We start from the raw sequence: 23,086 nt of genomic DNA on the forward strand, positions 1-23,086 counted from the left end.
ACGAACTGCGGCGGGATCAGCTTGACCGTGTGTCCCAACTGGCTCAGTTCGCGCGCCCAGTAATGGGCGCTGGCGCACGCTTCCATGCCAATCAGGCAGGGCGCTTGCCCGGCAAAATAGCTGCGCACTTGCCGGCGCGAGAGCGTTCGCTTGACCTGCACCGCTTCGTGCCGATCCACGCCATGCACCTGAAATACTTGCTTTGCCAAATCCACTCCAACGCGCGTAAGGTTCATCTTGGACTCCTTCCTTCGTTTGACTGGTTGGTGACAACTCCAGTCTGGCACATCGATGCCGGTGCAAGGGAGGAGTCCATCCCATTGGCCTACGCCGGAATGACGAACCCTCAATGAACCCGCCCTCCTACGCGACTGCAAACTCGGCGGCCAGCGCCTTCTTCATCACGTCGACCGGCGCGTCCTGCCCGGTCCACAACTTGAAGGCGATCGCCCCCTGGTAGACGAGCATCCCGAGCCCGTCGAGCGTGATCGCCCCGCGTTCCCTGGCGGCATCGAGAAAACGTGTCTGCGGCGGGTTGGGGATGACGTCGCAGACGACCAAGCCGGGGCGGATCGTGGCGTAGTCGAGCGACGGCATGTCGGCCACGTCGGGGTAGAGGCCGATCGATGTGGCGTTGACCAGGACGTCGGTCGTCGCCGGAATCGGCAGATTGTCGGTCCATGCCTGGTAGCTCGCCTTGACCGGGGTTTGCTCGCCAAGCAGGGCGACGAGTTCCTGCCCGCGTGCCTCGTCGCGATTGACGACAACGATCTCGGCCGCGCCGGCCAGCGCCAGTTCGACGGTGATCGCCCGCGCCGCGCCACCGGCGCCGAGCACCATGAACTTCTTGCCGGCCGGGTCCAGCTTCGCATCGTCGGTTAGCGCACGCAGGAAGCCCTTGCCGTCGGTGTTGACACCGATCAGGCGGCCGTCCTTCACGTAAACCGTGTTCACGGCGCCCATGATGCGCGCGTCGTCGGCGACTTCATCGAGATACTGGATGACCTCGCACTTGTGCGGAATGGTCAGGTTGATGCCGCGAAAGCCCATGGCGCGCAGGCCATTGACCGCGGCCGGCAGATCCTCGGGCGGTACTTTCAGGTTGAGATAGCGCCACGGCAGATTCAGCGCGGCAAAGCCGGCCTCGATCATCACCACGGTCGGGTTTTCATCGACCGGATAGCCGAAAACGCCGGTCAGTTCCTTGCGATAACTCGTCTGCTCTTTCATTCCATCCCCTTTATCAGCGAACAGTTTCCCGAATACTAATCACAGTTGCCCGGCAGGTCAGCATCCGTTCGCCCCAGGAATCCGGAGAAAACCCGTTTAATCGGCGTATCCAGATCCGTCCACGCCGCACCGACACGTGAGAGGCACTCGGGCAGTCGAAGCGGGCGCGTCTCCACGTTCTCCGGCTTCGCCGCCATGGCCAGCTGCGGAACCACCCCGATGCCCATCCCGGCAGCGACAAGAGCCAGCATCGTCGTGAATTCCCCAAGCTCCTGGATAACCGCCAGCGGTGCACCGCAAAAGCGCATCGCCAGCATGAATTCGTCGTAATAGCCTGGGGCAAAGCGGCGAGCAAGGAAAAATACCGGGTGCGCAGCGAGGTCCGGGGGCGTTACTTCGGAGAGGGCACAAAGCGCATGCCCCGCTGGCAACACCACAAGGTACGGCTCTTCCAGGACGGTTTGCGTCGTAACGCGCTTGTCGTCCACCGGCAACCTGACAAACCCGAAGTCGATCAGGTTCGCCTTGAGTGCGCCCAGCTGGTCCGGGGTCGGCATGTCCTTGAGCTCGAGCCGGATGCCGGGATGGCGTGCCCGCAGCGCACGAATCAGGCGGGGGAGATAGGCCGGGAGCACCGAGGAAACGAACCCCAGCCGGATCACCCCGATCTCACCCGCTTCAGCGGCCCTGACCCGCTGCACCGCATGTCGCGCCTGATCCAGCGTGGCCTGCGCCTCGGGCAGGAAGACGCGTCCCGCCGCACTGAGTTCGACGCGGTGGCGATCACGGTCGAAAAGCACCACGCCCAACTCATCCTCAAGCGTCCGGATCTGCATGCTCAGCGCCGGCTGGACGATGCACAGACGTTCCGCCGCCCGACCGAAATGCAGTTCCTCGGCAAGGACGACAAAAGACCGTAACAAGCGAAGTTCCATGCTTTTCCCACACGCAGCCAAGGACGCAGTCAGTTTATCAATATCCCTGATAACAAAATCATAAATTGGTATTGGATCGGCTCGAACACCCGGATATATAAATGCTTACCGCGATTTTTATCGATCATTACTTTTTATCAGGTTATCGAAATGCAAGAAGGAATTTTTCAGCTGAATGGCCGCCGCGCCTTGATCACCGGTTCGACGCAGGGCATCGGACTTGCCCTGGCCTACGGCCTGGCCCGTTCGGGCGCCACCATCGTTCTCAACGGTCGCGATCCGCAGCGCGTCGCCGCCGCCGCCGAGAAGATGCGTGCCGACGGTTTCGCTGCGGAAGGCGCGGCATTCGACGTCACCCAGCAAAATAGCGTCATCGAGGCCGTTGACCGCATCGAGCGGGAACATGGTGCCATCGACATCCTGATCAACAACGCCGGCATCCAGCGCCGCGCGCCACTGGAGGACTTCCCTGTCGAGAACTGGGAAGCGATCCTGGCCAACAACGTGAGCAGCGTCTTCTACGTCTCCCAGGCCGTTGCCCGCCACATGATTCCGCGCCGCCGCGGCAAGATCATCAACATCTGCTCGGTACAGAGCCAGCTCGGCCGTCCGACGATTGCGCCTTACACCGCCTCCAAGGGGGCTGTCGCCAATCTGACCAAGGGCATGTGCGCCGACTGGGCGAAATACGGCATCCAGGCCAACGGACTGGCGCCCGGCTATTTCGCCACGGAGATGAACAAGGCGCTCGTCGAGAACCAGGAGTTTTCCGACTGGCTCTGCAAGCGCACCCCGGCCGGCCGCTGGGGACAGGTCGAAGAACTCAATGGCGCGGCCATCTTCCTGGCTTCCGATGCGTCGAGCTTCGTCAACGGCCAGATTCTCTACGTCGACGGCGGCATGACCGCTTGCGTTTGATTTCTCGCCACATCCAGCGCCTGCAACCGGCACTGTAAGCACGCGGCCGCCTGGAATTCCGGCGGCCGCGTTTCTTTCTGTCAGCGATGACAACCCCGGCGCCCCCCGCTAGACTGTCGGCCGTCGCTCACCTTCAGGCGCCGCGCCGTGCTCAACCTCATCTGGACTGGTTTCTTCCTCGTCGGCTTCGTCGCTGCCCTGCTCCAGGCGCTACAAGGCGATGTAGACATCTTCTCGCGGGTTCTCACTGGTCTGTTCGACACGGCCAAGACCGGTTTCGAAATCTCGCTCGGACTCACCGGCGTCATGAGCCTGTGGCTGGGACTCATGAAGATCGGCGAACGCGGCGGCCTCATCCAGTTGTTCGGTCGGGCGCTGAGTCCGTTCTTCCGGCGCATCTTCCCGGACATTCCGCCCGGCCATCCGGCGGGCGGCAGCATCGTGATGAATTTTTCCGCCAACCTGCTCGGGCTGGACAACGCCGCAACGCCGCTGGGCCTCAAGGCGATGCGCGAGCTGCAGGAGATCAATCCCAAGCCGGACACCGCATCGAACCCGATGATCATGTTCCTGGTGCTCAACACCGCCGGCATCACGCTGATCCCGACTTCGGTGATCGCCATCCGCCAGAGTCTCGCCGTCAAACAGGGGCTGGTCGGCTTCAACGCAGCGGACATCTTCCTGCCGACGCTGCTCGGCACCTTCATCTCGTTCAGCGCCGGCCTGATCGCCGTCGCTCTCTGGCAGCGCGTCAATCTGCTCAACCGTGCGGTAATCGGCTTCTTCGCCGCGTTTCTCGCGCTGATGGGCGGGCTCTACGCCTGGCTCGGCAACCTGCCGCCGGAGCAGATGACGCAGACGATTTCCCTGCTCGGCAGCGGACTGATCGTCTCGATCGTCGTGCTGTTCATCGCCGTCGCCGCCTGGCGGCGGATCAACGCCTACGAGGCGTTCGTCGAGGGCGCCAAGGAAGGTTTCGGCGTCGCCGTGCAGATCATCCCCTACCTGGTCGCCATGCTGGTGGCGATCTCCGTCTTCCGCTCCACCGGCTGCATGGCCTACGTGATCGAGGCGATCCGGACAGCCGTCGTCGCGCTCGGGCTGAACGCCGATTTCGTCCCGGCGCTACCCGTCGGCCTGATGAAGACCTTGAGCGGCAGCGGTGCGCGCGGTCTGATGGTCGACGTGATGACCACCTACGGCGTCGACTCATTCCAGGGCAAGCTGGCGGCGATCATCCAGGGCTCGACCGAAACGACGCTGTACGTGCTGGCGGTGTATTTCGGGAGTGTCAATATCAGCAGGACCCGCTACGCGCTGGCCTGCGGTCTGATCGCCGACGCGGTCGGTCTGGTCGGGGCAATTGCCGTGGCGTACTGGTTCTACCATTGACGCGGCGGCTGAAACATTTTCCAACATTCTCCGACCAAGCCAATTGAACTTGCCTGCCGGCGCGGCATCGCACTCGTCATGAGCGAACAACGAAACCAGACTCCGCAACCATGAAACAACCAGCAAGGAACATCGCACGCACCCTCGCGCTGCTGCTCGCCCTCTCCTTCGGCCTCAGCGTCGCCGGCGCCTCGCTGGCCGAGCGCGAACCGGGCAGCCGTAGTTGGCGGACGGCGCCGCGCCACTCGGCGGGAATCGCCCCGGACCCCAAGGCAAACGCGGATACTGCCATCGTCCAGGTGTATTCGGCGGCGACGGTCGGCTGGCGAGGGCTGTTTGCCGAGCATCCGTGGATCATCTTCAAGCGCCGCGGGGAAATCGCCTACACGCGCTACGACGTGATCGGCTGGCGCCGCCCGAACGTCGTCCAGCGCAACTACGCAGTGCCGGACGGCCTGTGGTACGGGGCGATGCCGACGTTGCGGGTCGATCATCGCGGCGAGAGCGCCGAAGCAATGATCGGCGCGATCGAGGCAGCCATCCGCAGCTATCCGTATGCGAACACCTACCGCAGCTATCCGGGGCCGAACAGCAACACCTTCCTCGCCCACATCGGGCGCGAGGTGCCGGCGCTGAAACTCGACCTGCCGGCCAACGCGATCGGCAAGGACTACCGGCCGATCAGCCAGCCCGCTGGGCTGTCGCCGACGGGAAGCGGCGTGCAGCTTTCGTTTTTCGGGCTGCTGGGAATGAGCATCGGCTTGCAGGAAGGCATCGAGGCCAACATCCTCGGCCTGAATTTCGGCATCGACTTCAACAGCCCCGGCCTGCGCCTGCCGTTCATTGGCCGGCTGGGGATGGACGATGCGACGGTCGAGGGGAACGACGCGCCGCACTGAAGCAGCAGCGTTTATTGCAGGTTCGTGATCCTGGCCTGATCACTGGCCTGATCGCTGTGTTGACTCGGGCGGCAATGCGCCGGAGGAACCTGCCGTATCGAGGACGTAGCGCGTTTGCTTTCGGCGAGCATGTCACGCGCGTACAATCAGCCAATACCCGCCGATCCTGCATCGACTGTTGCCCTGACCTTCACGACGGATGTTCGCTGAAGAATCCAGGTTGCCATGATGAGGAGACCGTTTTTGAAGACCACGCAGCTACTTTCTTGTCTCGCACTATTCGCCTTTTTCGGCATGGCCCACGCGCGAGAGGTGCGTGTTGGCGTCTACTCCAACGAGCCGAAGATTTTCCACGATGCCAAGGGCAAGCCCGCGGGCATCTTGATTGACCTCCTTCAGCGCACCGCCGCAAAGAACGATTGGGCTCTCAACTACGTGTCCTGTACCTGGCAGGAGTGTCTGGATGCGCTCCAAGACGGAAAAATCGACTTGATGCCGGATGTGGCCTACACCCCGCAACGTGAGAAATTTTTCGACTTTCACAAGACGCCGGCTCTGCATAGCTGGTCCCAAGTATTCAGTCGCAAAGGGATTTCAATTTCTTCCGTGCCGAACCTCGACGGCAAGCGCATAGCCGTTCTTGACGGAAGCATCCAGGCCGATTTTTTCAAGGAGATGGCTGAAGGATTCGGAATCAAGGTCGTGCTGATTCGCGCCCGGACCTACGATGAGGCATTCGACCTCGTAACCACCGGAGCTGCAGATGCGGTTATCACGAATAACCAGTTTGGCGAATGGAACGCTTTGCTCCACCAGTTGGTAGAAACGCCCATCGTATTTTTGCCAACCCAGCTCTATTTCGTGACGAACAAGGGACGCCATCCTGATCTTTTATCGGCAATAGATCGACAACTGGATGCATGGAAGACCAGCGAGAACTCGGAATACGTCCAGATCCTGAAGAAATGGCACGGCGCAACGCCGACAACGGGGCTCCCACCCTATGTCTGGCAAGCACTCGGCGTTTTGCTTGCCGCGCTATGCTCTGTCATCGTCATCGCCACTTTTCTGCGCCGGCAAATCAAAATCAAGACCTACCACCTCGAGGCCGAGAAAGCTCAGGTAAATGCCATCCTGAACGCGCTGCCGGACTTGTTGTTTGAAACCAGGGCGGACGGCTGCATCCTGAGTTATCACTCCCATTCGACAGACCTTCTGGCAGCGCCGCCTGAGGCTTTTCTGGGCAGGCGACTTCACGAGGTCGTCCCGACTGGCGTTCTGGCCGTTTACCAGGAGGCCATACGTGAGGCCATGGTGAAAGGAGTGTCGATCGGCAAGCAATATGTGCTCGAACTCGCCGGCTCCCAACGTTGGTTTGAGCTGTCAACGGCGAGAAAGAAAGTCGAAGAAGGAAAGGATCCGCACTTCATTTCTCTTGCTCGCGACATCACCGATCGCAAGCAGGCCGAAAGAAAAATCGCCCAATTGGCCTTTTTTGACCAGTTGACCGGCCTGCCCAACCGGACACTCCTGCAAGATCGCATCAAACAGGCCATGGCTTCCAGCCAGCGAACCGGCAATTACGGCGCATTGCTGCTCATCGATCTTGACTACTTCAAGACCCTCAACGACACCCTCGGCCATGACTTTGGGGATCTCCTGCTGAAGCAGGTCGCACAGCGCCTGATCGAATGTGTGCGTGAGGAAGATACGGTGGCCCGACTCGGGGGCGATGAATTTGTCGTGATGCTGGTGAACCTGAGCGAAAGCTTGGGCGAGGCAGCCTCCCGGGTCGAAATGATCGGAGGAAAAATTGGTGCTGCACTTAACAAGACCTTCGAACTCAAAGAGGCGACTTACCGCATTTCGATGAGCATTGGTGCCAGCGTCTTTCTAGGCCAGCAGACCGACATCGACACCCTAGTGAAACAAGCCGATCTGGCCATGTACAAGGCCAAGGACGCCGGGCGTAACACCCTGCGATTCTTTGATCCAGAGATGGCACACGACGTTCAGAAACGTGCGTCTCTGGAGAACGATCTCCATCATGCCATTCAGGACAAACAATTTGTGGTCCACTATCAGGCTCAGATACAGGGTGGGCAGGTAACGGGCGCGGAGACCCTGCTACGCTGGCGTCACCCCGAGCATGGACTGGTCTCCCCTGGCGAGTTCATTTCCGTACTCGAAGAGACGGGACTCGTACGTCCGGTGGGGCAATGGGTATTGGAAACCGCCTGCCGGCAATTGGCAGACTGGGCCAAGCAGTCCGAAATGTCCCACCTCACGGTGTCGGTGAATATCAGCGCACACCAATTAAACCATGAAGATTTTGTCGATCAGGTGCTAATGGCGCTTGAACGCAGCGGAGCAGACCCCGGTCATCTCAAACTGGAATTGACGGAGAGTTTGCTGGTAAACAATGTTGAGAAAACCATCGGCAAGATGAACACCTTGAAAGCGCAAGGGGTGGGGTTTTCACTGGATGACTTTGGCACAGGCTATTCGTCACTTTCGTATCTGAAGCGTTTACCGCTCGATCAGCTGAAAATCGACCAGAGTTTCGTCAGAGACATCCTGACTGATCCGAATGATGCCGCGATTGCAAAAATGATCGTCCTTCTTGCCGAGAGCCTGGGGCTGGCGGTTATCGCGGAGGGGGTGGAGACCGAGGCGCAGAGAGCTTTACTCGCGAACCTTGGTTGCCACACCTATCAAGGGTACTTGTTCAGCCGCCCCTTGCCGCTCGAGGAATTCGAGGCGTACACAAAAAGCGTGATTGAAGCGAAGTGAATGAATGTTGGGCACGGATGAACCGGATGCCGATCGAGCGCAGACACCTCGACAGACTGTACGGCCGGGGTGGGTCGATCTCCACCTCCCTCGTGAATCGATCTATCCACCTTGGAAGGCGAGTTGGATAGCAACGCGTTTCAGCTCGTTCAGACGCTCCCTCCCCGCAACGATCCGGATACCCAAAGGACGAACAAACTTGGCCACGGCGTTCGCCGGGGCGACGACCTGGCCGGGATTCACGCGAGGAACGGCTTGATCCAGTACAGCCAGGTGTAGGCCACGGTCAGCACAACGCCGACGGCGATCACCACACCGCGCAGCCAGGCGACCGGCATCCGTTTCGCGACGCTGCCGCCGATGAAGCCGCCGGTGATCGCCCCGAAGGCGCAGACGATGGTTTGTGGCCAGGCGATACCGCCCTGGATAAGGAAGACGACGAAGACGCTGGCGATGATCATCACCGCCAGGAAATTCTTGATCGCGTTGCTGTACTGGACGTTCTTGTAGCCCATCAGGCTCAGGGAAGCCATCACCATCAAGTTGACGCCACCGCCGAAAAAACCGCCGTACACGGTCACCACGCCGAGTCCCAGGGCGGCGCGCAGCGAACCGCCGGGACGCGGCTCGCCAATATGAGCCTGCTCGGCCTTGCGCAACAACCACTCGCGCACCCGCTCGGCGTAGGTGAATAACAACGTGGCAAACAGCACCAGCGGCGGCAGCAGGCGGGAGAAACCGGCGTTGCCGACCCACAGGATCAAGCTCGCCCCGAGGCCGCTGCCGATCACGGTCACCAGCGAGAGAAACAGGAGATGCTTGCGCATCGCATAGAGTTCGCGCCGGTAGGCCAGCGCCGCCATGCCGTTGCCGAGCCACAGGCCGACGTTGTTCGACGCGCTGGCCAGCGCCGGCGGCACACCGCCGAGGATAAACGCCGGATAGGTGAAGAAGGTACCCCCGCCGGCAATGGCGTTTACAAAACCGGCAGCGACGGCCGCGACAAGGATGAGCGCCTGCGGCGCATAGGAAAGCAGCGTTGCTGAGTCGGGCATCGGGGGTACCGGCAGGAGATTGAGATTATCTGTTCTTCTTCAGCGGCGGAACGAACTTGTAGTCGATATCCCACGGGAAATAGACCCACTTGTCCTGGGTGAATTCCTTGACGCAGAGATCGACGATTTCGCGGCCCATCGGCTTGGCGTAAAGGGTGGCGAAATAGGCCTTGGGCAGCAGTTTGCGGATGACGCGGGCGGTGTTGCCGGTATCGACGAGGTCGTCGATCAGCAGGTAACCCTCGCCGTCGTGGTCGACGCCCTTGAGAATCTTCACTTCGGAACGCATGATCTGCGCCCCTTCGCTGTTCTCGGCAGACTCGTCGTAACTGGAAGCGCAAATGGTGTCGAGCAGGCGGATTTCCAGTTCGCGCGCGACCAGCGCGGCGGGAATCAGCCCACCGCGGGCGATGGCGATGATGCCCTTGAACGGCCCCTTGTCCATCAGCGCATGACAGAGGACACGCGTATCCCGATGCAGTTCGGGCCAGGAGATCACGATATCGTCGCGATACGGGCTGATGAACGTGGATTCCATGGTGAATTCCTTTGGAGAGAACGGAAGGCGGGCATTATAGACGCGGTGCGACGACCCCAAAAGCAGAACGCTGGGCAATAAAGCATTGTTTTCCCTCCCCTTCAATGGCTACCGTATGCACACATCGCGAGAGCTCCGTCATCCCGGCGCAGGCCGGGATCCAGTTTGTACTCCGAAAACCTGGATTCCGGCCTGCGCCGGAATGACAAACAAGTGGCGGCATACGGTAGTCCTTGAAGGGGGAGGAACAACTCACGACACGCATGCGCAGCCAAAAGCAGAACGCGGCCCGGAGGCCGCGTTCGCTGTCGGGTCGAATCACTTCGGAATCGAACCTTCCACGCCCTCGACGTAGAAGTTCATTTTCTTCAACTCAGCGTCGGTGTAGGACTTGCCGGCGGCCAGGAGTTCCTTGCCCGACTGGTCCTTGAGCGGGCCGGTGAAGGGATGCAGCTTGTCGGCCTTGATCGCATCGCGGCGCTCTTCGGCCACTTTCTTCACGTCAGCGGGAACATCGGCGCCGAAGTTGTCGATATTGACCGCGCCTTCCTTGACGCCCCACCAGATATCCCCCGTCTTCCAGGTACCGGCCTGCACGTCGGCGACCACTTTCTTGTAGATCACGTCCCAGTTCAGGATCGACGCGGCGAGGTGCGCCTTGCCGCCGAACTTGGTCATGTCCGAATCCCAGCCGAAGGCCAGCACGCCCTTCTCCTGCGCGGTCTGGACCACGGCCGGCGAGTCGGTGTTCTGCATCAGCACGTCGGCACCCTGGGCGATGTGGGCAAGCGCCGCCTCACGTTCCTTGCCCGGATCGAACCAGGAATTGACCCAGATGACCTTGGTGGTGATGTTCGGGTTGACGCTGCGCGCGCCGATGGTGAAGGCGTTGATGTTGCGGATCACCTCGGGAATCGGGATCGACCCGACGTAGCCGATCTTGTTGTTCTTGCTCATCTTGCCGGCAACGACGCCGAGCATGTACGAGCCTTCATAGGTACGCACGTCGTAGACGCCCAGGTTCTTGGCCGTCTTGTAGCCGGTGGCGTGCATGAAGGTGGTGTTCGGGAAGGCCTTGGCGACCTTGACCATCTGGTTCATGTAGCCGAACGAGGTACCGAAGATGACCTTGTGGCCCTTCTGCGCCATATCGCGGAAAACGCGCTCGGCATCAGCCGTTTCCGGGACGTTCTCGACGAAGCTGGACGTGACCTTGCCGCCGGACTCCGCTTCCATCTTCTTGCGGCCCTGGTCGTGGGAGTAGGTCCAGCCGTGATCGCCGGTCGGGCCGATGTAGACGAAACCGGCCTTCAGCGGGTCGGCGGCGTGAGCGGCGGACAGGCAGGACAGCGCCACGACCGCGACGGTTGTCAGGCTCTTGAAGCGGGACAGCAACATGCTCGATTCTCCAGAAAGAAAGGTTGGGGAAAAAACCGGTGCACTCTATCAGTTGCCGGAGTCACCGTGAATCGGTTGATCGGTCGACGCAGCGTTTTCCGGCGACTCGGATGCGGGAGCGACGGACACCGGCTTGCTGGTCAGCGAGATGCCGGCGAAGCTCGTCTGCGAGAAATCAAGGCTCGGCGGCGGCAGCGGCGGCCGGCCGCAGGTCAGGCAGTAGCCGGTTTCCTGATCGACCATGCAGTAGTTGAGGCAGATGTATTGCGGTTCGTCTTCTTCACTCATGGCACGTCCTAGATTTTCTTCACTTCGATGTTCAGGGTCAGGATGCGGTAGGCGATCTGCCGTGGGGTCATGCCGAGGATGCGCGCCGCACGGGCCTGCACCCAGCCGGCCTGCTCCAGCGCGGCGATCACCCGTGATCGCTCGTCGAGATCGCTCTCCGCGGTGTGGGTCGACAACGGCAGCTCGGCCGGCACATGCGGCGAGGGTGGCGCAACTGCGGCCACGGCGCCCGCCTCGCGAAAGCGGTCGATCAGGATCAGATCGGCGTCGATGGTACCGGATTCGGACATCACCGCGGCGCGTTCGAGACAGTTCTCCAGCTCGCGCACGTTGCCCGGCCACGGGTATTGCGAGAGGCGGCGGATGGCGCCGTCGGTCAGCGATAACCGTCGCCCCTGCAGTTCGCCGACCTTCCCGACGAGGAAATTCGCCAGGTCGGGAACATCCTCCAGGCGGTCACGCAACGCCGGCAGCACGATCGGCATGACGTTGAGGCGGTAGTAAAGGTCCTCGCGGAACTCGCCGGCGTCGACCGCCGCCTCCAGATCGCGGTGCGTAGCGGCAATGACGCGCACGTCGACCTTCAGCGTGCGCGTGCCGCCGACGCGTTCCAGCTCCCCTTCCTGCAGCACGCGCAGCAGCTTGGCCTGGAAGGCCGGTGAGATTTCGCCGATCTCGTCGAGAAAGATGGTGCCGCCGTCGGCCGATTCGAAGCGCCCGCGCCGCGCGGCGACGGCGCCGGTAAAGGCGCCCTTCTCGTGCCCGAACAGTTCCGATTCGAGCAGGTTCTCCGGCAACGACGCACAGTTGAGCCGCACGTAGGCGCCGTTGGAACGCGGCGAATGGTAGTGGATGGCGTTGGCGATCAGTTCCTTGCCGGTGCCTGTCTCTCCACGCAGCAGCACCGTGGTGTTCCACTTGGAGACCATGCGCACCTGATCGAACACCCGGCGCATCGGCGCCGACCGTCCGACGATGTTGTCAAAGCCGTACTGGTGGCGCACCGTCCGCCGCAGGCTGTCGCGCTCGTCGGTGATCTTCTGCTTTTCCTCCTCGACGGACAGCGACAGGCGGACGCTCTGCCCGATCAGGCTGGCGACCATTTCGACGAAGCGAGTGCGCTCTTCGAGCAGGCCGTCGTCGGGCGTGTTCGGCTGTACCGCCAGCACGCCGTGCAGGTTGCCACCGAGGCTGATCGGCGCAGCGATGAACGGCAGGCGACGGTCGTAGAGGCCGAGCCGGTTGAGGAAGCGCGGTTCGTCGCCGAGGCGGCTCAGCGCCACGTTGCGCTTCTCTTCGAGAATCAGCCCGAGCAGGCCCTCGCCCGCCTGGTAGCGCACCGTCTCGTGGCCCGGTTCCTCGCTGCCGTTGATGGCATTCACCACCAGATCACCGGTTTCCGGGTCGAGTACAGACACCATGCTGCGGCTCATCCCGGCCTGCTCGTCGAGCGCGCGCAGGATTTCTCGCGAGGTATGCCGGAAGTCGAGCGAGCGGGAAAGGATCTCGCCGACGCGGTACAGCGTTTCCAACTCGATCCGGCGCAACGCGGTCAGGCCGGAAAAGTTGATTTCACTCATGCGCCGACCCCTTGCGACTCACCGGCAGGACGACCAGCACGCGACAGCCCTTGCACTCGGTCGAGTCGATCTCGATCACGCCGTCGTGATCGGCGGCGATCTGCTGCGCCGATGACAGCCCGGTGCCCAGGTGCCTGCCGCCGCCCATGCGCGTCGAGAAGAACGGCTCGAAGACCTTGTAGCGCAGGTTCGGCGGAATGCCCGGCCCGGTATCCTCGATCACCACTTCGACACGGTCAGTGTGGCCGCGCGTGATCACCCGCAGTTCGCGTTCGCGCCAGCCCTTGGTGTTCATTGCCTCGATCGCGTTGTCGACGATCGCCTTGAACATCGTACGCATCCGGTTGGGGAAGGCGTTGAGCGACGGCAGCACCGACTGCGGCTGCCATTGCACCGTCACACCCGTTGCCAGCATGCGCGTCGTCGTCAGGTCGAGGACGTCGCGCATCACTTCGTTGATATTGACCGCGGTGCGCGACTCCGACGAATGCTCGGGAATCGCGCTGCGCAGGCTGTCGATGGCGTCGCGCCCGGCGTAGAGCGCGCCGGACAACGCCGAACCGGCCGGCGAACCACCTCGACGCTCCAGCGTGGCCAGCACCGAGGCCATGATGTTGATCGGCCCCTCGATCTTGAAGACAGCGGCCGACAGCGTCTCGCGCAGGGCATCGACGCGCGACTCCTCGGCCATCGTCGCCTGCAGCAGTGCCAGCCGGGTTTTTTCCTGCTCGGTACGCTGGCGCGTGGTTTCCTTGGCCACCAGCAGCAGGAAGACCTCGTCCCGGCGGTCGAAGAAGCTCTCGGCCTTGCCGTCCTTGCGCTCGACCCAGAGGCCGGAGCATGAGAACCAGCGCGTTCCCTGACGCGAGTCGAAACGGATTTCGTGATCGTGGAAGGCATAACGGCCGACACGCGGCGCGGCGAGCGGCGCGTTCAGATTGCCGCGCACGGCATCGAGGATGACGGTCGCCGGTTCGACGGCACGCAGGTCGCTCATCAGCTTCTTGTACTCGTGGTTGTCGAGCACCACGCGGAAGGTGCTGTCGAGCAACGCGAGAACCACCGGAGCCGAATCGACGACAGACTCGATCAGCGCCTTCTGGTCGCCGAGCTCGCATTCGAGCCGGTGCATTTCGGTGACATCGCGCTGGATGCCGAGATAGTTGGTGATCATCCCGGCCGCGTCGGCCACCGGTGTGATCAGCAGGTCAGCGAGATATTTGCTGCCATCCTTGCGCCGATTGACCAGCCGCCCGCTCCACGGGCGCCCGGCTGTGATCGCCGCCCACATCGCCTGATAGATCTCATCCGGCGTCGATTTGTTCGACAGCAGCGACTGGTTGGCTCCGACGAGTTCATCCGCCGCGTAGCCGGTCACGCGCGAAAACGCCGGATTGACGTAGAGGATGTTGGCCGCGGCGTCGGTGATCGAGATGGCAATGTCCGCCTGCTCGACGGCTTGCTGGAATACGGCGGGAACGATCGCGGCGGCCGCAGCATGGTCCCCGCCGGAGCGGATGTCGTTAGTCACATGAATTCTCCCAAGTCGGGGAACTCATCGCAAATTCCGTACCAGAAAACCGACACACGCCGAAAACCGCGGCAGATGTCGCATTTCACGCAATGTGTAGGACTTGCGACATCGCAACCGTTGCTGCAGCCGCCGCGAAAAACCCCTTAACGGTGCGCATTTTCGCCCCCTTGCACGATTGCGGAGCCTGCCGGAAAGCGCATGGCACGAATCGTGATAGCGGTAGGGCACACGCCAACGAATCGCACAATTGCCCATGAGCGACTATTTCTTCCTGCTGATCACCACCGCCCTCGTGAATAACGTGGTGCTGGTGAAATTTCTCGGCCTGTGCCCGTTCATGGGTGTGTCGAAACGCATCGACAGCGCGCTGGGGATGGGCATGGCCACCACCTTCGTGATGCTTCTCGCCGCCTCGGTCTGCTGGAACATCGAACACTGGCTGCTGGCGCCGCTCGGCCTCGGCTACCTGCGCATCATCACCTTCATCCTGGTCATCGCCGCGGTGGTGCAATTCACCGAGATGGTCATCCACAAGATGGCGCCGGCGCTCTACCAGACGCTCGGCATCTACCTGCCGCTGATCGCCACCAACTGCGCGGTGCTCGGCCTGGTGCTGATCAACAACCAGGAAAAACACAGCTTCGTCACCACGCTCGTCTATGACTTCGGCTCGGCCGCCGGCTTCACCCTGGCCATGGTCATGTTCGCAGGCATGCGCGAACGCCTGGCACTGGCCCGCGTGCCGTCCGTCTTCACCGGTGCACCGATCGCTTTTGTCCTCGCCAGCTTGATGTCGCTGGCGTTCATGGGCTTTTCCGGACTGAATTTCAAATAGGAGACGATGATGTTCGCCGCCATTGCCAGCCTGACCGTTCTTGGCGCTGTACTCGGCCTCGGCCTCGGCGTCGCCGCGCGGAAGTTCGCGGTCGAAGGCGATCCGCTGGCCGATGAAATCGAGGCGTTGATGCCGGGATCGAACTGCGGACAGTGCGGCATGGCCGGCTGCGCCGCGGCAGCCAAGGCAATCGCCGAAGGTTCCGCCACGCCAACCGTCTGCCCCCCCGGTGGCAAGGGGCTGGCCACGGCGATCGCGGCCAGGCTGGGCGTCTCGATCGACCTCGATGGGGTTTCTGACGAAGGACCGAAGATCGCCGTCATCAAGGAAGAAATCTGCATCGGCTGCTGCCGCTGCCTGAAGATCTGCCCCACCGACGCCATGATCGGCGCCCCGAAGCAGATCCACGCCGTCATCCGCGAAGCCTGCACCGGCTGCGGCAAGTGCGTCGAGCGCTGTCCGACCGAGGCGGCGATCATGCAGCCGATCCCGGTCACCCTGCAGCACTGGGTCTGGCCGAAGCCCGCCGAGGCCGCCGCTTGAGGAAACCATCATGGGACTGATCGAACGATTCCTGCACAATCTGAAGGCGCCGCGCTGGGGTGTTCATCCGGACGACCACAAGCGGCCGGCGGCGGATGCGCCGCTGCGGATACTCCCCCTGCCCGCCCGGCTTTATGTACCACTGGTGCAACACGTCGGCCAGCCTGCCCGGCCGCTGGTACTGGTCGGACAGAACGTTCTCAAGGGGCAGCTGATTGCCGAGCCGCGGGGACGGATTTCCGCCCCGATCCATGCGCCGACATCCGGCAAGATCCTCGCTATCGGCGAGATCACCGCACCACATCCGTCGGGGCTGCCGTTCGAGGCGATCACCATCGAAACGGACGGACTGGATACAGCCGTCGAGGTCGATGTTCCGGCCGATCCGTTCGCCCTCTCACCGACCGAGGTCACCAAGCTGATCGCCGACGCCGGCGTCGTCGGCCTCGGCGGCGCGACCTTCCCCTCGTCGGTCAAGCTGGCGCTCGGCAAGCGCAGCGAAATCACCACGCTGATCGTCAACGGCGGCGAATGCGAACCGTATCTGTCGTGCGACGACCGCGTCATGCGCGACAAGGCCGCCGACGTGATCGACGGCGTGCGCCTGATGCTCCACTGCACCGGCGCAAGAGAAGCGCTGGTCGGCATCGAGGACAACAAGCCCGAAGCCATCGCCGCGATGCGCCGCGCCGCTGCCCGTTTCCCCGAGGTCAAGATTCGCCCGGTGCCGGCGCGCTACCCGATGGGTTCCGACCGCCAGCTGATCGAGACGCTGACTGGCAAGGAAGTCCCCTCCGACTGCCGGGCAGCGGACGTCGGCGTGATCGTGAACAACGTCAGCACGGCCAACGCCGTGCATCGCGCCGTGCGCCTCGGCGAACCCCTGATCCAGCGCATCGTGACGATCAACGGCGGCGCCGTCTGGCAGCCGGGCAACATCCTGGCCCCGATCGGCACGCTGGCCAGCAATCTTCTTGCGTTCGCCGGACTGAAGAGCGAGCCCGCGCGCCTCGTCATGGGCGGTCCGATGATGGGCGCCGTGCTGCCGCATGCCAACGTCCCGATCGTCAAGGGTACGGCCGGCATCCTCGCATTCAACGACGACGAGATCGCCATTCCCGAAGCCGGCCCCTGCATCCGCTGCGGCACCTGCGTTCAGGCCTGCCCGATCGGCCTGTTGCCGCTGGAGATGGCCGCCAACGTGCGTGCCGGCGATCTGCAGGCCGCCGCGTCGCTCGGGCTTTCCGACTGCATCTCCTGCGGCTGCTGCGCGTACATCTGCCCCTCGCACATCCCGCTGGTGCAGTACTTCTCGCATGCCAAGGGCGAGTTGTGGGCACAGGATCGCAGCCAGCTGCGCATGGAAGCGACCAAGAAACTCGCCGCCGAACGCGCCTTGCGCCTGGAACGCGAAGCCAAGGAAAAAGCCGAGGCGGCGGCCAAACGCAAGGCCGAACGCGAAGCGGCGAAACGTGCCGAGGCGGCGGCAAAGGCCGCGGCGGAAAACGCGGCGACGGAGGTGGTGGAATGAATCTCCACGGTACTTGCCGAGCACAGGCCGCGCACGAGCCTCCTCGTCATTCCGGCGCAGGCCGGAATCCAGGTTCTCGGAGCACCGGCTGGACCCCGGCCTTCGCCGGGATGACGGAGCACCACGGCGAGCCAGCGCGAAAAGCAGACTTACGTGCCCCCAACGAGGCAAGACCATGACCCCCCACCTCGCCCCCCCGACCGCCCCCCACAGCGTGTCCGCCAACAGCGTCTCGCGCATCATGCTGACGCTGCTCGGCACACTCGTACCGACCACCGCATTCGGCTTCTGGCTTTACGGCTGGCCGGCGGTCTTTCTGTGGACCGTCACGGTGCTCGCCGCGCTGCTCGGCGAGGCCGCCTGCCTCAAGCTGGCCGCGCGTCCTGCCCTGCCCACCCTGTTCGACGGCTCGGCGCTGGTCACCGGCTGGTTGCTCGCGCTCTCCCTGCCGCCCTGGGCGCCCTGGTGGATCGGCGCCGTCGGCGGGCTATTCGCCACGATGCTGGCCAAGCAGGTGTTCGGCGGACTCGGGTTCAACCTGTTCAACCCGGCGATGGTCGCCCGTGTCTTCCTGCTGATTTCCTTCCCGGTGCACATGACGGCCTGGGTCGCACCGATGCCGATCACCGCGGCCTCGGCCCCCGGAATCCATGACAGCCTGCTGATCTTCCTCGGCAGCCTGCCGAAACTCGACGCCGTCGCCAGCGCTTCGCTGCTCGGCTTCGTCAAGACCGAACTGTCGCGCGGCACCGATCTGCTGCACGCACTGATGGGCGGCGCGCCCGGCATTCCGCTCAGCGGCGCCCGCGCCGGCAGCCTCGGCGAAACGGCCTCACTGCTGATCGCCGCGGGTGGGCTCGTCCTTCTTTTCACCCGGATCATTACCTGGCACATCCCGGTGGCCATGCTCGCCGGCATCGTCGTCCCGGCGCTGATCGGCCACGCGATCAATCCGGCGCGCTACCTCGACGCGGCGTCGCACCTGCTCTCCGGCGGCGCGATGCTCGGCGCCTTCTACATCGCCACGGATTACGTCACGTCGCCGAATACCAAGCAGGGACAACTTGTCTTCGGCTTCGGCTGCGGCTTCCTGACCTATGTGATCCGCACCTGGGGCGGCTACCCGGAAGGCGTCGCCTTCGCGGTGCTGATCATGAACGCGCTGACGCCCGTCATCGACCGCTACATCAAGCCGCGCATTCTTGGTCGCAACTGGCGGGGCTCACCTCTCGACCCGGCCATCGAAAAGGCCAAAACCGAAGGGGCAAAATCATGAGCATCGTTGCACAATGGCGTGACCAGCTCTTCTATCAGCCGCTGTCCCTTGGCGCCATCGCGCTCGTCACCTGTGCGGCGCTGGTCATCGGAAACCAGGCGACCCATTCGGCGATCGTCGCGGCGGAAGAGCGCGACCTGCAAAACTCGCTGAGCGAGGTGCTGCCCGCCGGCTACGGCGACAACAACCTGCTCAAGGACACACTGCAACTTGCCGGCACGGACGGAAAATCGCTCACGATCTATCTCTCGCGCAAGGGAAATGAGGTGAACGGCGCCGTATTCCAGACTGCGGCGCGCGGTTACGCCGGCGACATCGTCGTGCTGATTGGCGTCGACACGCAGGGCACGCTGCTCGGTGCGCGCGTCATCAAGCATCAGGAGACGCCGGGCCTCGGCGACAAGATCGAAGCCGCGAAAACCAAGTGGGTCGAGGATTTCACCGGCAAATCGCTCTCCTCTCCTTCCGTGGAGAAATGGGGCGTCAAGAAGGACGGGGGCGTCTTCGACCAGTTCGCCGGCGCGACGATCACCCCCCGCGCCACCGTCAAGGCGGTCGAGCAGGGACTGGAATTTTTCGCCGCACACCGCGACGAAATCCTGAAACCGGGAGAAGCCAAATGAACACCCGCGAAATCGTCAAGAACGGGCTGTGGGACCAGAACATCGTCTTTTCCCAATTGCTCGGCATGTGCCCCGCCATGGCGGTCACAACCAGCGGCACCAACGGTCTCGGCATGGGCCTGGCCACCACGGTGGTGCTCGTCGGCGCGAACATTCTCGTGTCGACCATCCGCGATTTCGTCTCGCCACAGGTACGCATTCCGATCTACATCGTGGTCATCGCCACGCTGGTCACCCTGGTGGACATGAGTCTCAACGCCTGGATGCACGACCTCTACCGCGTACTCGGCCTGTTCATCGCCCTGATCGTGGTCAACTGCGCCGTGCTCGGGCGTGCCGAATCGTTCGCCTCGCGCTCGACCGTCCTCGCCTCGGCGCTCGACGGAATTTGCATGGGACTCGGCTTCACCGTCGCGCTGACCGTGATCGGGCTGGTGCGTGAGCTGATCGGCATGGGCACGCTGTTCAGCCAGGCCAGCCTGTTGCTCGGCCCCAACTTCGCCTTCCTCGAGATGACGGTGATCCCCGACTACGGCGGCGTGCTGATGATGGTCCTGCCGCCCGCCGGCTTCCTCGTGCTCGGCCTGCTGCTCGCTGCCAAGCGGCTGTACGAGCAACGCGTGGTCGCCAAGGACAAATCGCCATCGGCGCTCACGCTGAGCGGTACTGAAAACGCTTCGGGTTGCCATTAAGGAGAATGCCATGCAGATCGGTGTCGCCTACTCCGAACACAGCCAGCAAATCTGGATGACCATCGAGGTGCCGGAGGAATCGACGGCGCTGGACGCCATCGAACGCTCCGGCATCCTCAAGATGTTCCCGCACATCGATCTGAACGCGCAGAAGATCGGCGTCTTCGGCAAGGTCGTCAAACCGCAGACCGCGCTCCGCCCCGGCGACCGCGTGGAAATTTACCGCCCGATCATCTGCGACCCGCAGACGGTGCCGCGGCGGGACGGCGTGGGCGGCGGCGAGGACGATTGAGCCCCGGCCACGTCGACACCCCGTCTCCGGGGTTTTCACTATAGTGTGGAGCGACCGGTCGACATCATTCCCATGCTCACGCTCGAATCACTGCTTGCTTACGAACGCTTCGATGGCGACATCGACGGCTGGGCCCGCATGAAGTCGTCACCGGACTGCTCAATCACCGAGACTGATTGGCACGTGATCGACGCACTGATAACGGACCTGCGTATCGCCGCGTCGGGGCGGGCCTCCCCGTCGTTCCTTCGGGAACTGGACGAGCGCCTGCAAACTGAAATTGTGGACGACGATGTCCGCAACGAGTTGCGCGCTCTGGCTCAACGGATCGCCCGTTAGCCTTCGGCGGTTCCTAAACGCGAGGCCCGCGGCTCAGCAGGCAACCCACTTGATACTTGAATGCGCCGATTCGACCGTTTTCTCGATGAAGCACACGCCACGGGCGCCATCAATCAGCCTTGGAAAGTCGCCTTCAAGCGGCGCCAGAACGCGATTTTCCTTGCGCGCGCAAATCGCTTCCCCGGCGCCGACGTAGATATTGGCAAAGGCTTCGAAGAAGGCCTCCGGGTGTCCGGCGGGCAGGCGCGAAGCCTTGATTGCGGCGTCGCAAAGCCCGGGGCCATTGCGCGTGAAGATTTGTGGTGGCGCGTCGAGCGTCGAGTAGAGCAGGCGGTTGGGCTCTTCCTGATGCCAGGCCAGAGAGCCCTGGGTGCCGAAAACGCGGATGCGCAGGTCGTTCTCGCAACCGACCTCGATCTGCGAGGAAATGAGCACGCCACGCGCGCCGTTCGTGTAGCGCATCAGGATGTTGCCATCGTCGTCGAGCTTGCGGCCGGGCACGAAGGCGGTCAGGTCGGCGCACAGCGATTCGATTTCCAGCCCGGTGATCGTTGCCACCAGGTTCTCGGCGTGCGAGCCGATGTCGCCGATGCAGCCGGCGATGCCGCTCCGAGCGGGGTCGGTGCGCCAGTCGGCCTGCTTGTTGCCGGTGCCTTCGAGCCGCGTCGACATCCAGCCCTGGTTGTATTCGACGATCACCTTGCGGATCTCGCCAAGCTGGCCGCTGGCGACCATGTGCCGTGCCTGCCGCACCAGCGGGTAGCCGGTGTAGTTGTAGGTAACGGCGAAGACGACGCCGGATTTTTCCGCCGTGACGATGAGATCCTGCGCTTGCTCCGAGGTGTGCACCAGCGGCTTGTCGCAGACGACGTTGATGCCGGCCTCGGCGAACGCCTTGGCCACCGGATAGTGCATGTGGTTGGGCGTAACGATGCTGACGAAGTCGATGCGCTCGCTGGCCGGGCGGCGCAGCTCATCTTCGAGCAGCGCCTGCCAGGACGGGTGATTGCGCTCGTCGGCGAGGCCGAGTTCGCGCCCCGAGGCAATGGCTTTTTCGGGGCGCGACGACAGCGCGCCAGCGACCAGTTGCATCTGTCCGTCGAGCGCCATCGCGCGGCGGTGAACGCTGCCGATAAAGGCCCCCTGCCCGCCGCCGACCATCGCATAGCGCAATTTTGTCATCACGAGTCTCCCAGTTTCTTTTCGAACGCCGCGTCGAAGGCGACGCCCGACGGCTTGAAATCGACGCGCCGGCAGAAGGCGGCGCTCTCCGTCGCACCATGCACGCGATCCATGCGAGCGTCTTCCCACTCGACCGAGAGCGGGCCGCGATAGCCGATGTCATTGAGGGCGACGATGATCTGCTCGAAGTCGATCAGGCCGCGCCCGACGCTGCGGAAGTCCCAGTAGCGGCGCGCGTCGCCGAAGCTGACGTGGCCGCCGAAGACGCCGACCGAGCCGTCGCCGCGCCCCCACCAGGCGTCCTTCATGTGCACGTTGCGCACGCGGTCGCCCAAGGTGCGCAGCAGCTTCACGTAATCGACACCCTGATAGCCCAGGTGGCTCGGGTCGAAATTGACGCAGAAGCGCCTGTGCTGCCTGACGGCTTCCAGCGCGCGCAGCATCGAGGCGAGATCGAAGGCGATCTCGGTCGGGTGGATCTCCAGCGCGAAGTCGACATCGACGGCATCGAAGGCATCGAGAATCGGCGTCCAGCGCGCGGCGAAGTCGGCGAAGCCCTTGTCCCAATACGCTTGCGAGGTCGGCGGGAACGCGTAGATCGAGTGCCAGATCGACGAGCCGGTGAAGCCGGTAACGGTCTTCACGCCGAACCTCGCGGCGGCGCGCGCGCAATCCTTCATCTCCTGCGCGGCACGCTGGCGCACGCCTTCCGGATCGCCATCGCCCCAGACGTGCGCCGGGACGATGCTCTGGTGGCGTTCGTCGATCAGGTCGCAAACCGCCTGGCCGACCAGATGGCAGCCGAGCGCGAAGCATTGCAGGCCGTGCTTTTCGAGCAGCGCGCGCTTGTCTCGGACGTAGCTGTCGGAAGCCAAGGCGGCCTGGATATCGAAATGGTCGCCCCAGCAGGCAAGTTCCAGCCCGTCATAGCCCATCGACCTGGCGAGCGGAGCGAGTTCGGCGAGCGGCAGGTCCGCCCACTGGCCGGTAAAAAGTGTGATTGGTCGAACCATGCTGTCCTCACGCCAAGGTGTGGTCGTTGCAACGATGAATCAAATGAGCTATCGGCAACCGTCATCCCGGTTTTAACCTGGAGTCTTGTGGTGCGCTCTGGATTCCGTATATGGACTCCTCCCGTTTTGCAAGAGCGAGTTGAGATAGGGCAAATGGGTGCGACTGCGACCGTATATCCGACCTGTGTGTGGAACGAAGC

General features: G+C 63.0%; 22 protein-coding genes and 1 pseudogene. 12 read left to right on the forward strand and 11 right to left on the reverse strand.

The features are described 5' to 3' along the window. From BO74_RS17585 to BO74_RS17595, 3 genes and pseudogenes are all read right to left on the reverse strand, one after another. Positions 1 to 236 (reverse strand): annotated as a pseudogene (locus tag BO74_RS17585) (IS110 family transposase); the annotation flags it as partial. A gap of 127 nt (positions 237 to 363) precedes the next feature. Beyond that, positions 364 to 1,230 carry a shikimate dehydrogenase gene (gene aroE / locus BO74_RS17590; protein WP_496444129.1) on the reverse strand — a complete coding sequence of 289 codons (867 nt, stop codon included), beginning with the start codon at positions 1,228 to 1,230 and terminating at the stop codon, positions 364 to 366. 35 nt (positions 1,231 to 1,265) lie between these two features. Continuing rightward, entirely contained in the window at positions 1,266 to 2,165 is a 900-nt protein-coding gene (locus BO74_RS17595; protein WP_496444131.1) for a LysR family transcriptional regulator, read from the reverse strand. Positions 2,166 to 2,315: 150 nt separating this feature from the next. Between BO74_RS17595 and BO74_RS17600 the strand changes: the two genes are divergently transcribed. From BO74_RS17600 to BO74_RS17615, 4 genes are all read left to right on the forward strand, one after another. Next, positions 2,316 to 3,083: an SDR family oxidoreductase gene (locus tag BO74_RS17600; protein WP_496444133.1), complete on the forward strand. Its 768-nt coding sequence runs from the start codon at positions 2,316 to 2,318 to the stop codon at positions 3,081 to 3,083. Positions 3,084 to 3,230: 147 nt separating this feature from the next. After that, positions 3,231 to 4,475: a nucleoside recognition domain-containing protein gene (locus BO74_RS17605; protein ID WP_496444135.1), complete on the forward strand. Its 1,245-nt coding sequence runs from the start codon at positions 3,231 to 3,233 to the stop codon at positions 4,473 to 4,475. A gap of 110 nt (positions 4,476 to 4,585) precedes the next feature. After that, complete coding sequence (locus tag BO74_RS17610) at positions 4,586 to 5,374, forward strand: DUF3750 domain-containing protein (protein ID WP_496444137.1); 789 nt, start codon at positions 4,586 to 4,588, stop codon at positions 5,372 to 5,374. 243 nt (positions 5,375 to 5,617) lie between these two features. Further along, the gene (locus BO74_RS17615; RefSeq protein WP_496444139.1) at positions 5,618 to 8,167 is read left to right on the forward strand and encodes an EAL domain-containing protein; all 2,550 of its coding nucleotides are present in this window, start codon (positions 5,618 to 5,620) and stop codon (positions 8,165 to 8,167) included. 239 nt (positions 8,168 to 8,406) lie between these two features. Here the strand turns inward: BO74_RS17615 and BO74_RS17620 are convergent, their stop codons facing one another. The 6 genes from BO74_RS17620 to nifL form a co-directional block, all read right to left on the reverse strand. Then, positions 8,407 to 9,222: a sulfite exporter TauE/SafE family protein gene (locus BO74_RS17620; RefSeq protein ID WP_496444141.1), complete on the reverse strand. Its 816-nt coding sequence runs from the start codon at positions 9,220 to 9,222 to the stop codon at positions 8,407 to 8,409. A 25-nt stretch (positions 9,223 to 9,247) separates the two neighbouring features. Beyond that, the gene (gene gpt / locus BO74_RS17625; RefSeq protein WP_496444143.1) at positions 9,248 to 9,760 is read right to left on the reverse strand and encodes a xanthine phosphoribosyltransferase; all 513 of its coding nucleotides are present in this window, start codon (positions 9,758 to 9,760) and stop codon (positions 9,248 to 9,250) included. Positions 9,761 to 10,078: 318 nt separating this feature from the next. Continuing rightward, complete coding sequence (locus tag BO74_RS17630; protein ID WP_496444145.1) at positions 10,079 to 11,158, reverse strand: BMP family ABC transporter substrate-binding protein; 1,080 nt, start codon at positions 11,156 to 11,158, stop codon at positions 10,079 to 10,081. Positions 11,159 to 11,206: 48 nt separating this feature from the next. Next, positions 11,207 to 11,446, reverse strand: coding sequence for a DUF1289 domain-containing protein (locus BO74_RS17635; RefSeq protein ID WP_496444147.1), 240 nt, complete (start codon positions 11,444 to 11,446; stop codon positions 11,207 to 11,209). Between the two features lie 8 nt (positions 11,447 to 11,454). Next, positions 11,455 to 13,026 carry a nif-specific transcriptional activator NifA gene (gene nifA, locus BO74_RS17640; RefSeq protein ID WP_496444149.1) on the reverse strand — a complete coding sequence of 524 codons (1,572 nt, stop codon included), beginning with the start codon at positions 13,024 to 13,026 and terminating at the stop codon, positions 11,455 to 11,457. Then, the gene (gene nifL, locus BO74_RS17645) at positions 13,019 to 14,557 is read right to left on the reverse strand and encodes a nitrogen fixation negative regulator NifL (protein ID WP_496444151.1); all 1,539 of its coding nucleotides are present in this window, start codon (positions 14,555 to 14,557) and stop codon (positions 13,019 to 13,021) included. Before nifL ends, nifA begins: the two co-directional genes overlap by 8 nt. 256 nt (positions 14,558 to 14,813) lie before the next feature. Between nifL and rsxA the strand changes: the two genes are divergently transcribed. From rsxA to BO74_RS17685, 8 genes are all read left to right on the forward strand, one after another. Further along, positions 14,814 to 15,395 (forward strand): electron transport complex subunit RsxA, encoded by a 582-nt coding sequence (rsxA, locus tag BO74_RS17650; protein ID WP_496444153.1) that lies wholly within the window; start codon positions 14,814 to 14,816, stop codon positions 15,393 to 15,395. A gap of 9 nt (positions 15,396 to 15,404) precedes the next feature. Further along, on the forward strand, positions 15,405 to 15,938 hold the full coding sequence (locus BO74_RS17655) for an RnfABCDGE type electron transport complex subunit B (RefSeq protein ID WP_496444155.1): 534 nt from the start codon (positions 15,405 to 15,407) through the stop codon (positions 15,936 to 15,938). Between the two features lie 10 nt (positions 15,939 to 15,948). Beyond that, positions 15,949 to 17,469: an electron transport complex subunit RsxC gene (rsxC, locus tag BO74_RS17660; RefSeq protein ID WP_496444157.1), complete on the forward strand. Its 1,521-nt coding sequence runs from the start codon at positions 15,949 to 15,951 to the stop codon at positions 17,467 to 17,469. A gap of 175 nt (positions 17,470 to 17,644) precedes the next feature. Further along, positions 17,645 to 18,745, forward strand: a complete 1,101-nt coding sequence (locus BO74_RS17665) for an RnfABCDGE type electron transport complex subunit D (protein ID WP_496444159.1) — start codon at positions 17,645 to 17,647, stop codon at positions 18,743 to 18,745. Continuing rightward, the gene (gene rsxG, locus BO74_RS17670; RefSeq protein WP_496444161.1) at positions 18,742 to 19,368 is read left to right on the forward strand and encodes an electron transport complex subunit RsxG; all 627 of its coding nucleotides are present in this window, start codon (positions 18,742 to 18,744) and stop codon (positions 19,366 to 19,368) included. Before BO74_RS17665 ends, rsxG begins: the two co-directional genes overlap by 4 nt. Next, positions 19,365 to 20,060, forward strand: coding sequence for an electron transport complex subunit E (locus BO74_RS17675; protein ID WP_496444163.1), 696 nt, complete (start codon positions 19,365 to 19,367; stop codon positions 20,058 to 20,060). Before rsxG ends, BO74_RS17675 begins: the two co-directional genes overlap by 4 nt. Positions 20,061 to 20,070: 10 nt before the next feature. Continuing rightward, positions 20,071 to 20,352, forward strand: coding sequence for an RnfH family protein (locus tag BO74_RS17680; protein ID WP_496444165.1), 282 nt, complete (start codon positions 20,071 to 20,073; stop codon positions 20,350 to 20,352). Between the two features lie 72 nt (positions 20,353 to 20,424). Further along, entirely contained in the window at positions 20,425 to 20,691 is a 267-nt protein-coding gene (locus tag BO74_RS17685) for a hypothetical protein (RefSeq protein WP_496444167.1), read from the forward strand. A gap of 33 nt (positions 20,692 to 20,724) precedes the next feature. On the opposite strand, the gene BO74_RS17690 is transcribed toward BO74_RS17685, so the two are convergent. Then, positions 20,725 to 21,873: a Gfo/Idh/MocA family protein gene (locus tag BO74_RS17690; RefSeq protein WP_496444169.1), complete on the reverse strand. Its 1,149-nt coding sequence runs from the start codon at positions 21,871 to 21,873 to the stop codon at positions 20,725 to 20,727. Then, the gene (locus BO74_RS17695; protein ID WP_496444171.1) at positions 21,873 to 22,886 is read right to left on the reverse strand and encodes a sugar phosphate isomerase/epimerase family protein; all 1,014 of its coding nucleotides are present in this window, start codon (positions 22,884 to 22,886) and stop codon (positions 21,873 to 21,875) included. Before BO74_RS17695 ends, BO74_RS17690 begins: the two co-directional genes overlap by 1 nt. Positions 22,887 to 23,086: the final 200 nt, after the last annotated feature.

This window comes from Propionivibrio pelophilus DSM 12018 (genome assembly GCF_059569095.1).

What these genes read in the sequence shown, in the direction of transcription:
- aroE (WP_496444129.1), bottom strand. Translation starts at nt 1,230, where the DNA reads ATGAAAGAGCAGACGAGTTATCGCAAGGAACTGACCGGCGTTTTCGGC.
- BO74_RS17595 (WP_496444131.1), bottom strand. Translation starts at nt 2,165, where the DNA reads ATGGAACTTCGCTTGTTACGGTCTTTTGTCGTCCTTGCCGAGGAACTG.
- BO74_RS17600 (WP_496444133.1), top strand. Translation starts at nt 2,316, where the DNA reads ATGCAAGAAGGAATTTTTCAGCTGAATGGCCGCCGCGCCTTGATCACC.
- BO74_RS17610 (WP_496444137.1), top strand. Translation starts at nt 4,586, where the DNA reads ATGAAACAACCAGCAAGGAACATCGCACGCACCCTCGCGCTGCTGCTC.
- BO74_RS17620 (WP_496444141.1), bottom strand. Translation starts at nt 9,222, where the DNA reads ATGCCCGACTCAGCAACGCTGCTTTCCTATGCGCCGCAGGCGCTCATC.
- gpt (WP_496444143.1), bottom strand. Translation starts at nt 9,760, where the DNA reads ATGGAATCCACGTTCATCAGCCCGTATCGCGACGATATCGTGATCTCC.
- BO74_RS17630 (WP_496444145.1), bottom strand. Translation starts at nt 11,158, where the DNA reads ATGTTGCTGTCCCGCTTCAAGAGCCTGACAACCGTCGCGGTCGTGGCG.
- BO74_RS17635 (WP_496444147.1), bottom strand. Translation starts at nt 11,446, where the DNA reads ATGAGTGAAGAAGACGAACCGCAATACATCTGCCTCAACTACTGCATG.
- nifA (WP_496444149.1), bottom strand. Translation starts at nt 13,026, where the DNA reads ATGAGTGAAATCAACTTTTCCGGCCTGACCGCGTTGCGCCGGATCGAG.
- rsxA (WP_496444153.1), top strand. Translation starts at nt 14,814, where the DNA reads ATGAGCGACTATTTCTTCCTGCTGATCACCACCGCCCTCGTGAATAAC.
- BO74_RS17655 (WP_496444155.1), top strand. Translation starts at nt 15,405, where the DNA reads ATGTTCGCCGCCATTGCCAGCCTGACCGTTCTTGGCGCTGTACTCGGC.
- rsxC (WP_496444157.1), top strand. Translation starts at nt 15,949, where the DNA reads ATGGGACTGATCGAACGATTCCTGCACAATCTGAAGGCGCCGCGCTGG.
- BO74_RS17665 (WP_496444159.1), top strand. Translation starts at nt 17,645, where the DNA reads ATGACCCCCCACCTCGCCCCCCCGACCGCCCCCCACAGCGTGTCCGCC.
- rsxG (WP_496444161.1), top strand. Translation starts at nt 18,742, where the DNA reads ATGAGCATCGTTGCACAATGGCGTGACCAGCTCTTCTATCAGCCGCTG.
- BO74_RS17675 (WP_496444163.1), top strand. Translation starts at nt 19,365, where the DNA reads ATGAACACCCGCGAAATCGTCAAGAACGGGCTGTGGGACCAGAACATC.
- BO74_RS17680 (WP_496444165.1), top strand. Translation starts at nt 20,071, where the DNA reads ATGCAGATCGGTGTCGCCTACTCCGAACACAGCCAGCAAATCTGGATG.
- BO74_RS17685 (WP_496444167.1), top strand. Translation starts at nt 20,425, where the DNA reads ATGCTCACGCTCGAATCACTGCTTGCTTACGAACGCTTCGATGGCGAC.
- BO74_RS17690 (WP_496444169.1), bottom strand. Translation starts at nt 21,873, where the DNA reads ATGACAAAATTGCGCTATGCGATGGTCGGCGGCGGGCAGGGGGCCTTT.
- BO74_RS17695 (WP_496444171.1), bottom strand. Translation starts at nt 22,886, where the DNA reads ATGGTTCGACCAATCACACTTTTTACCGGCCAGTGGGCGGACCTGCCG.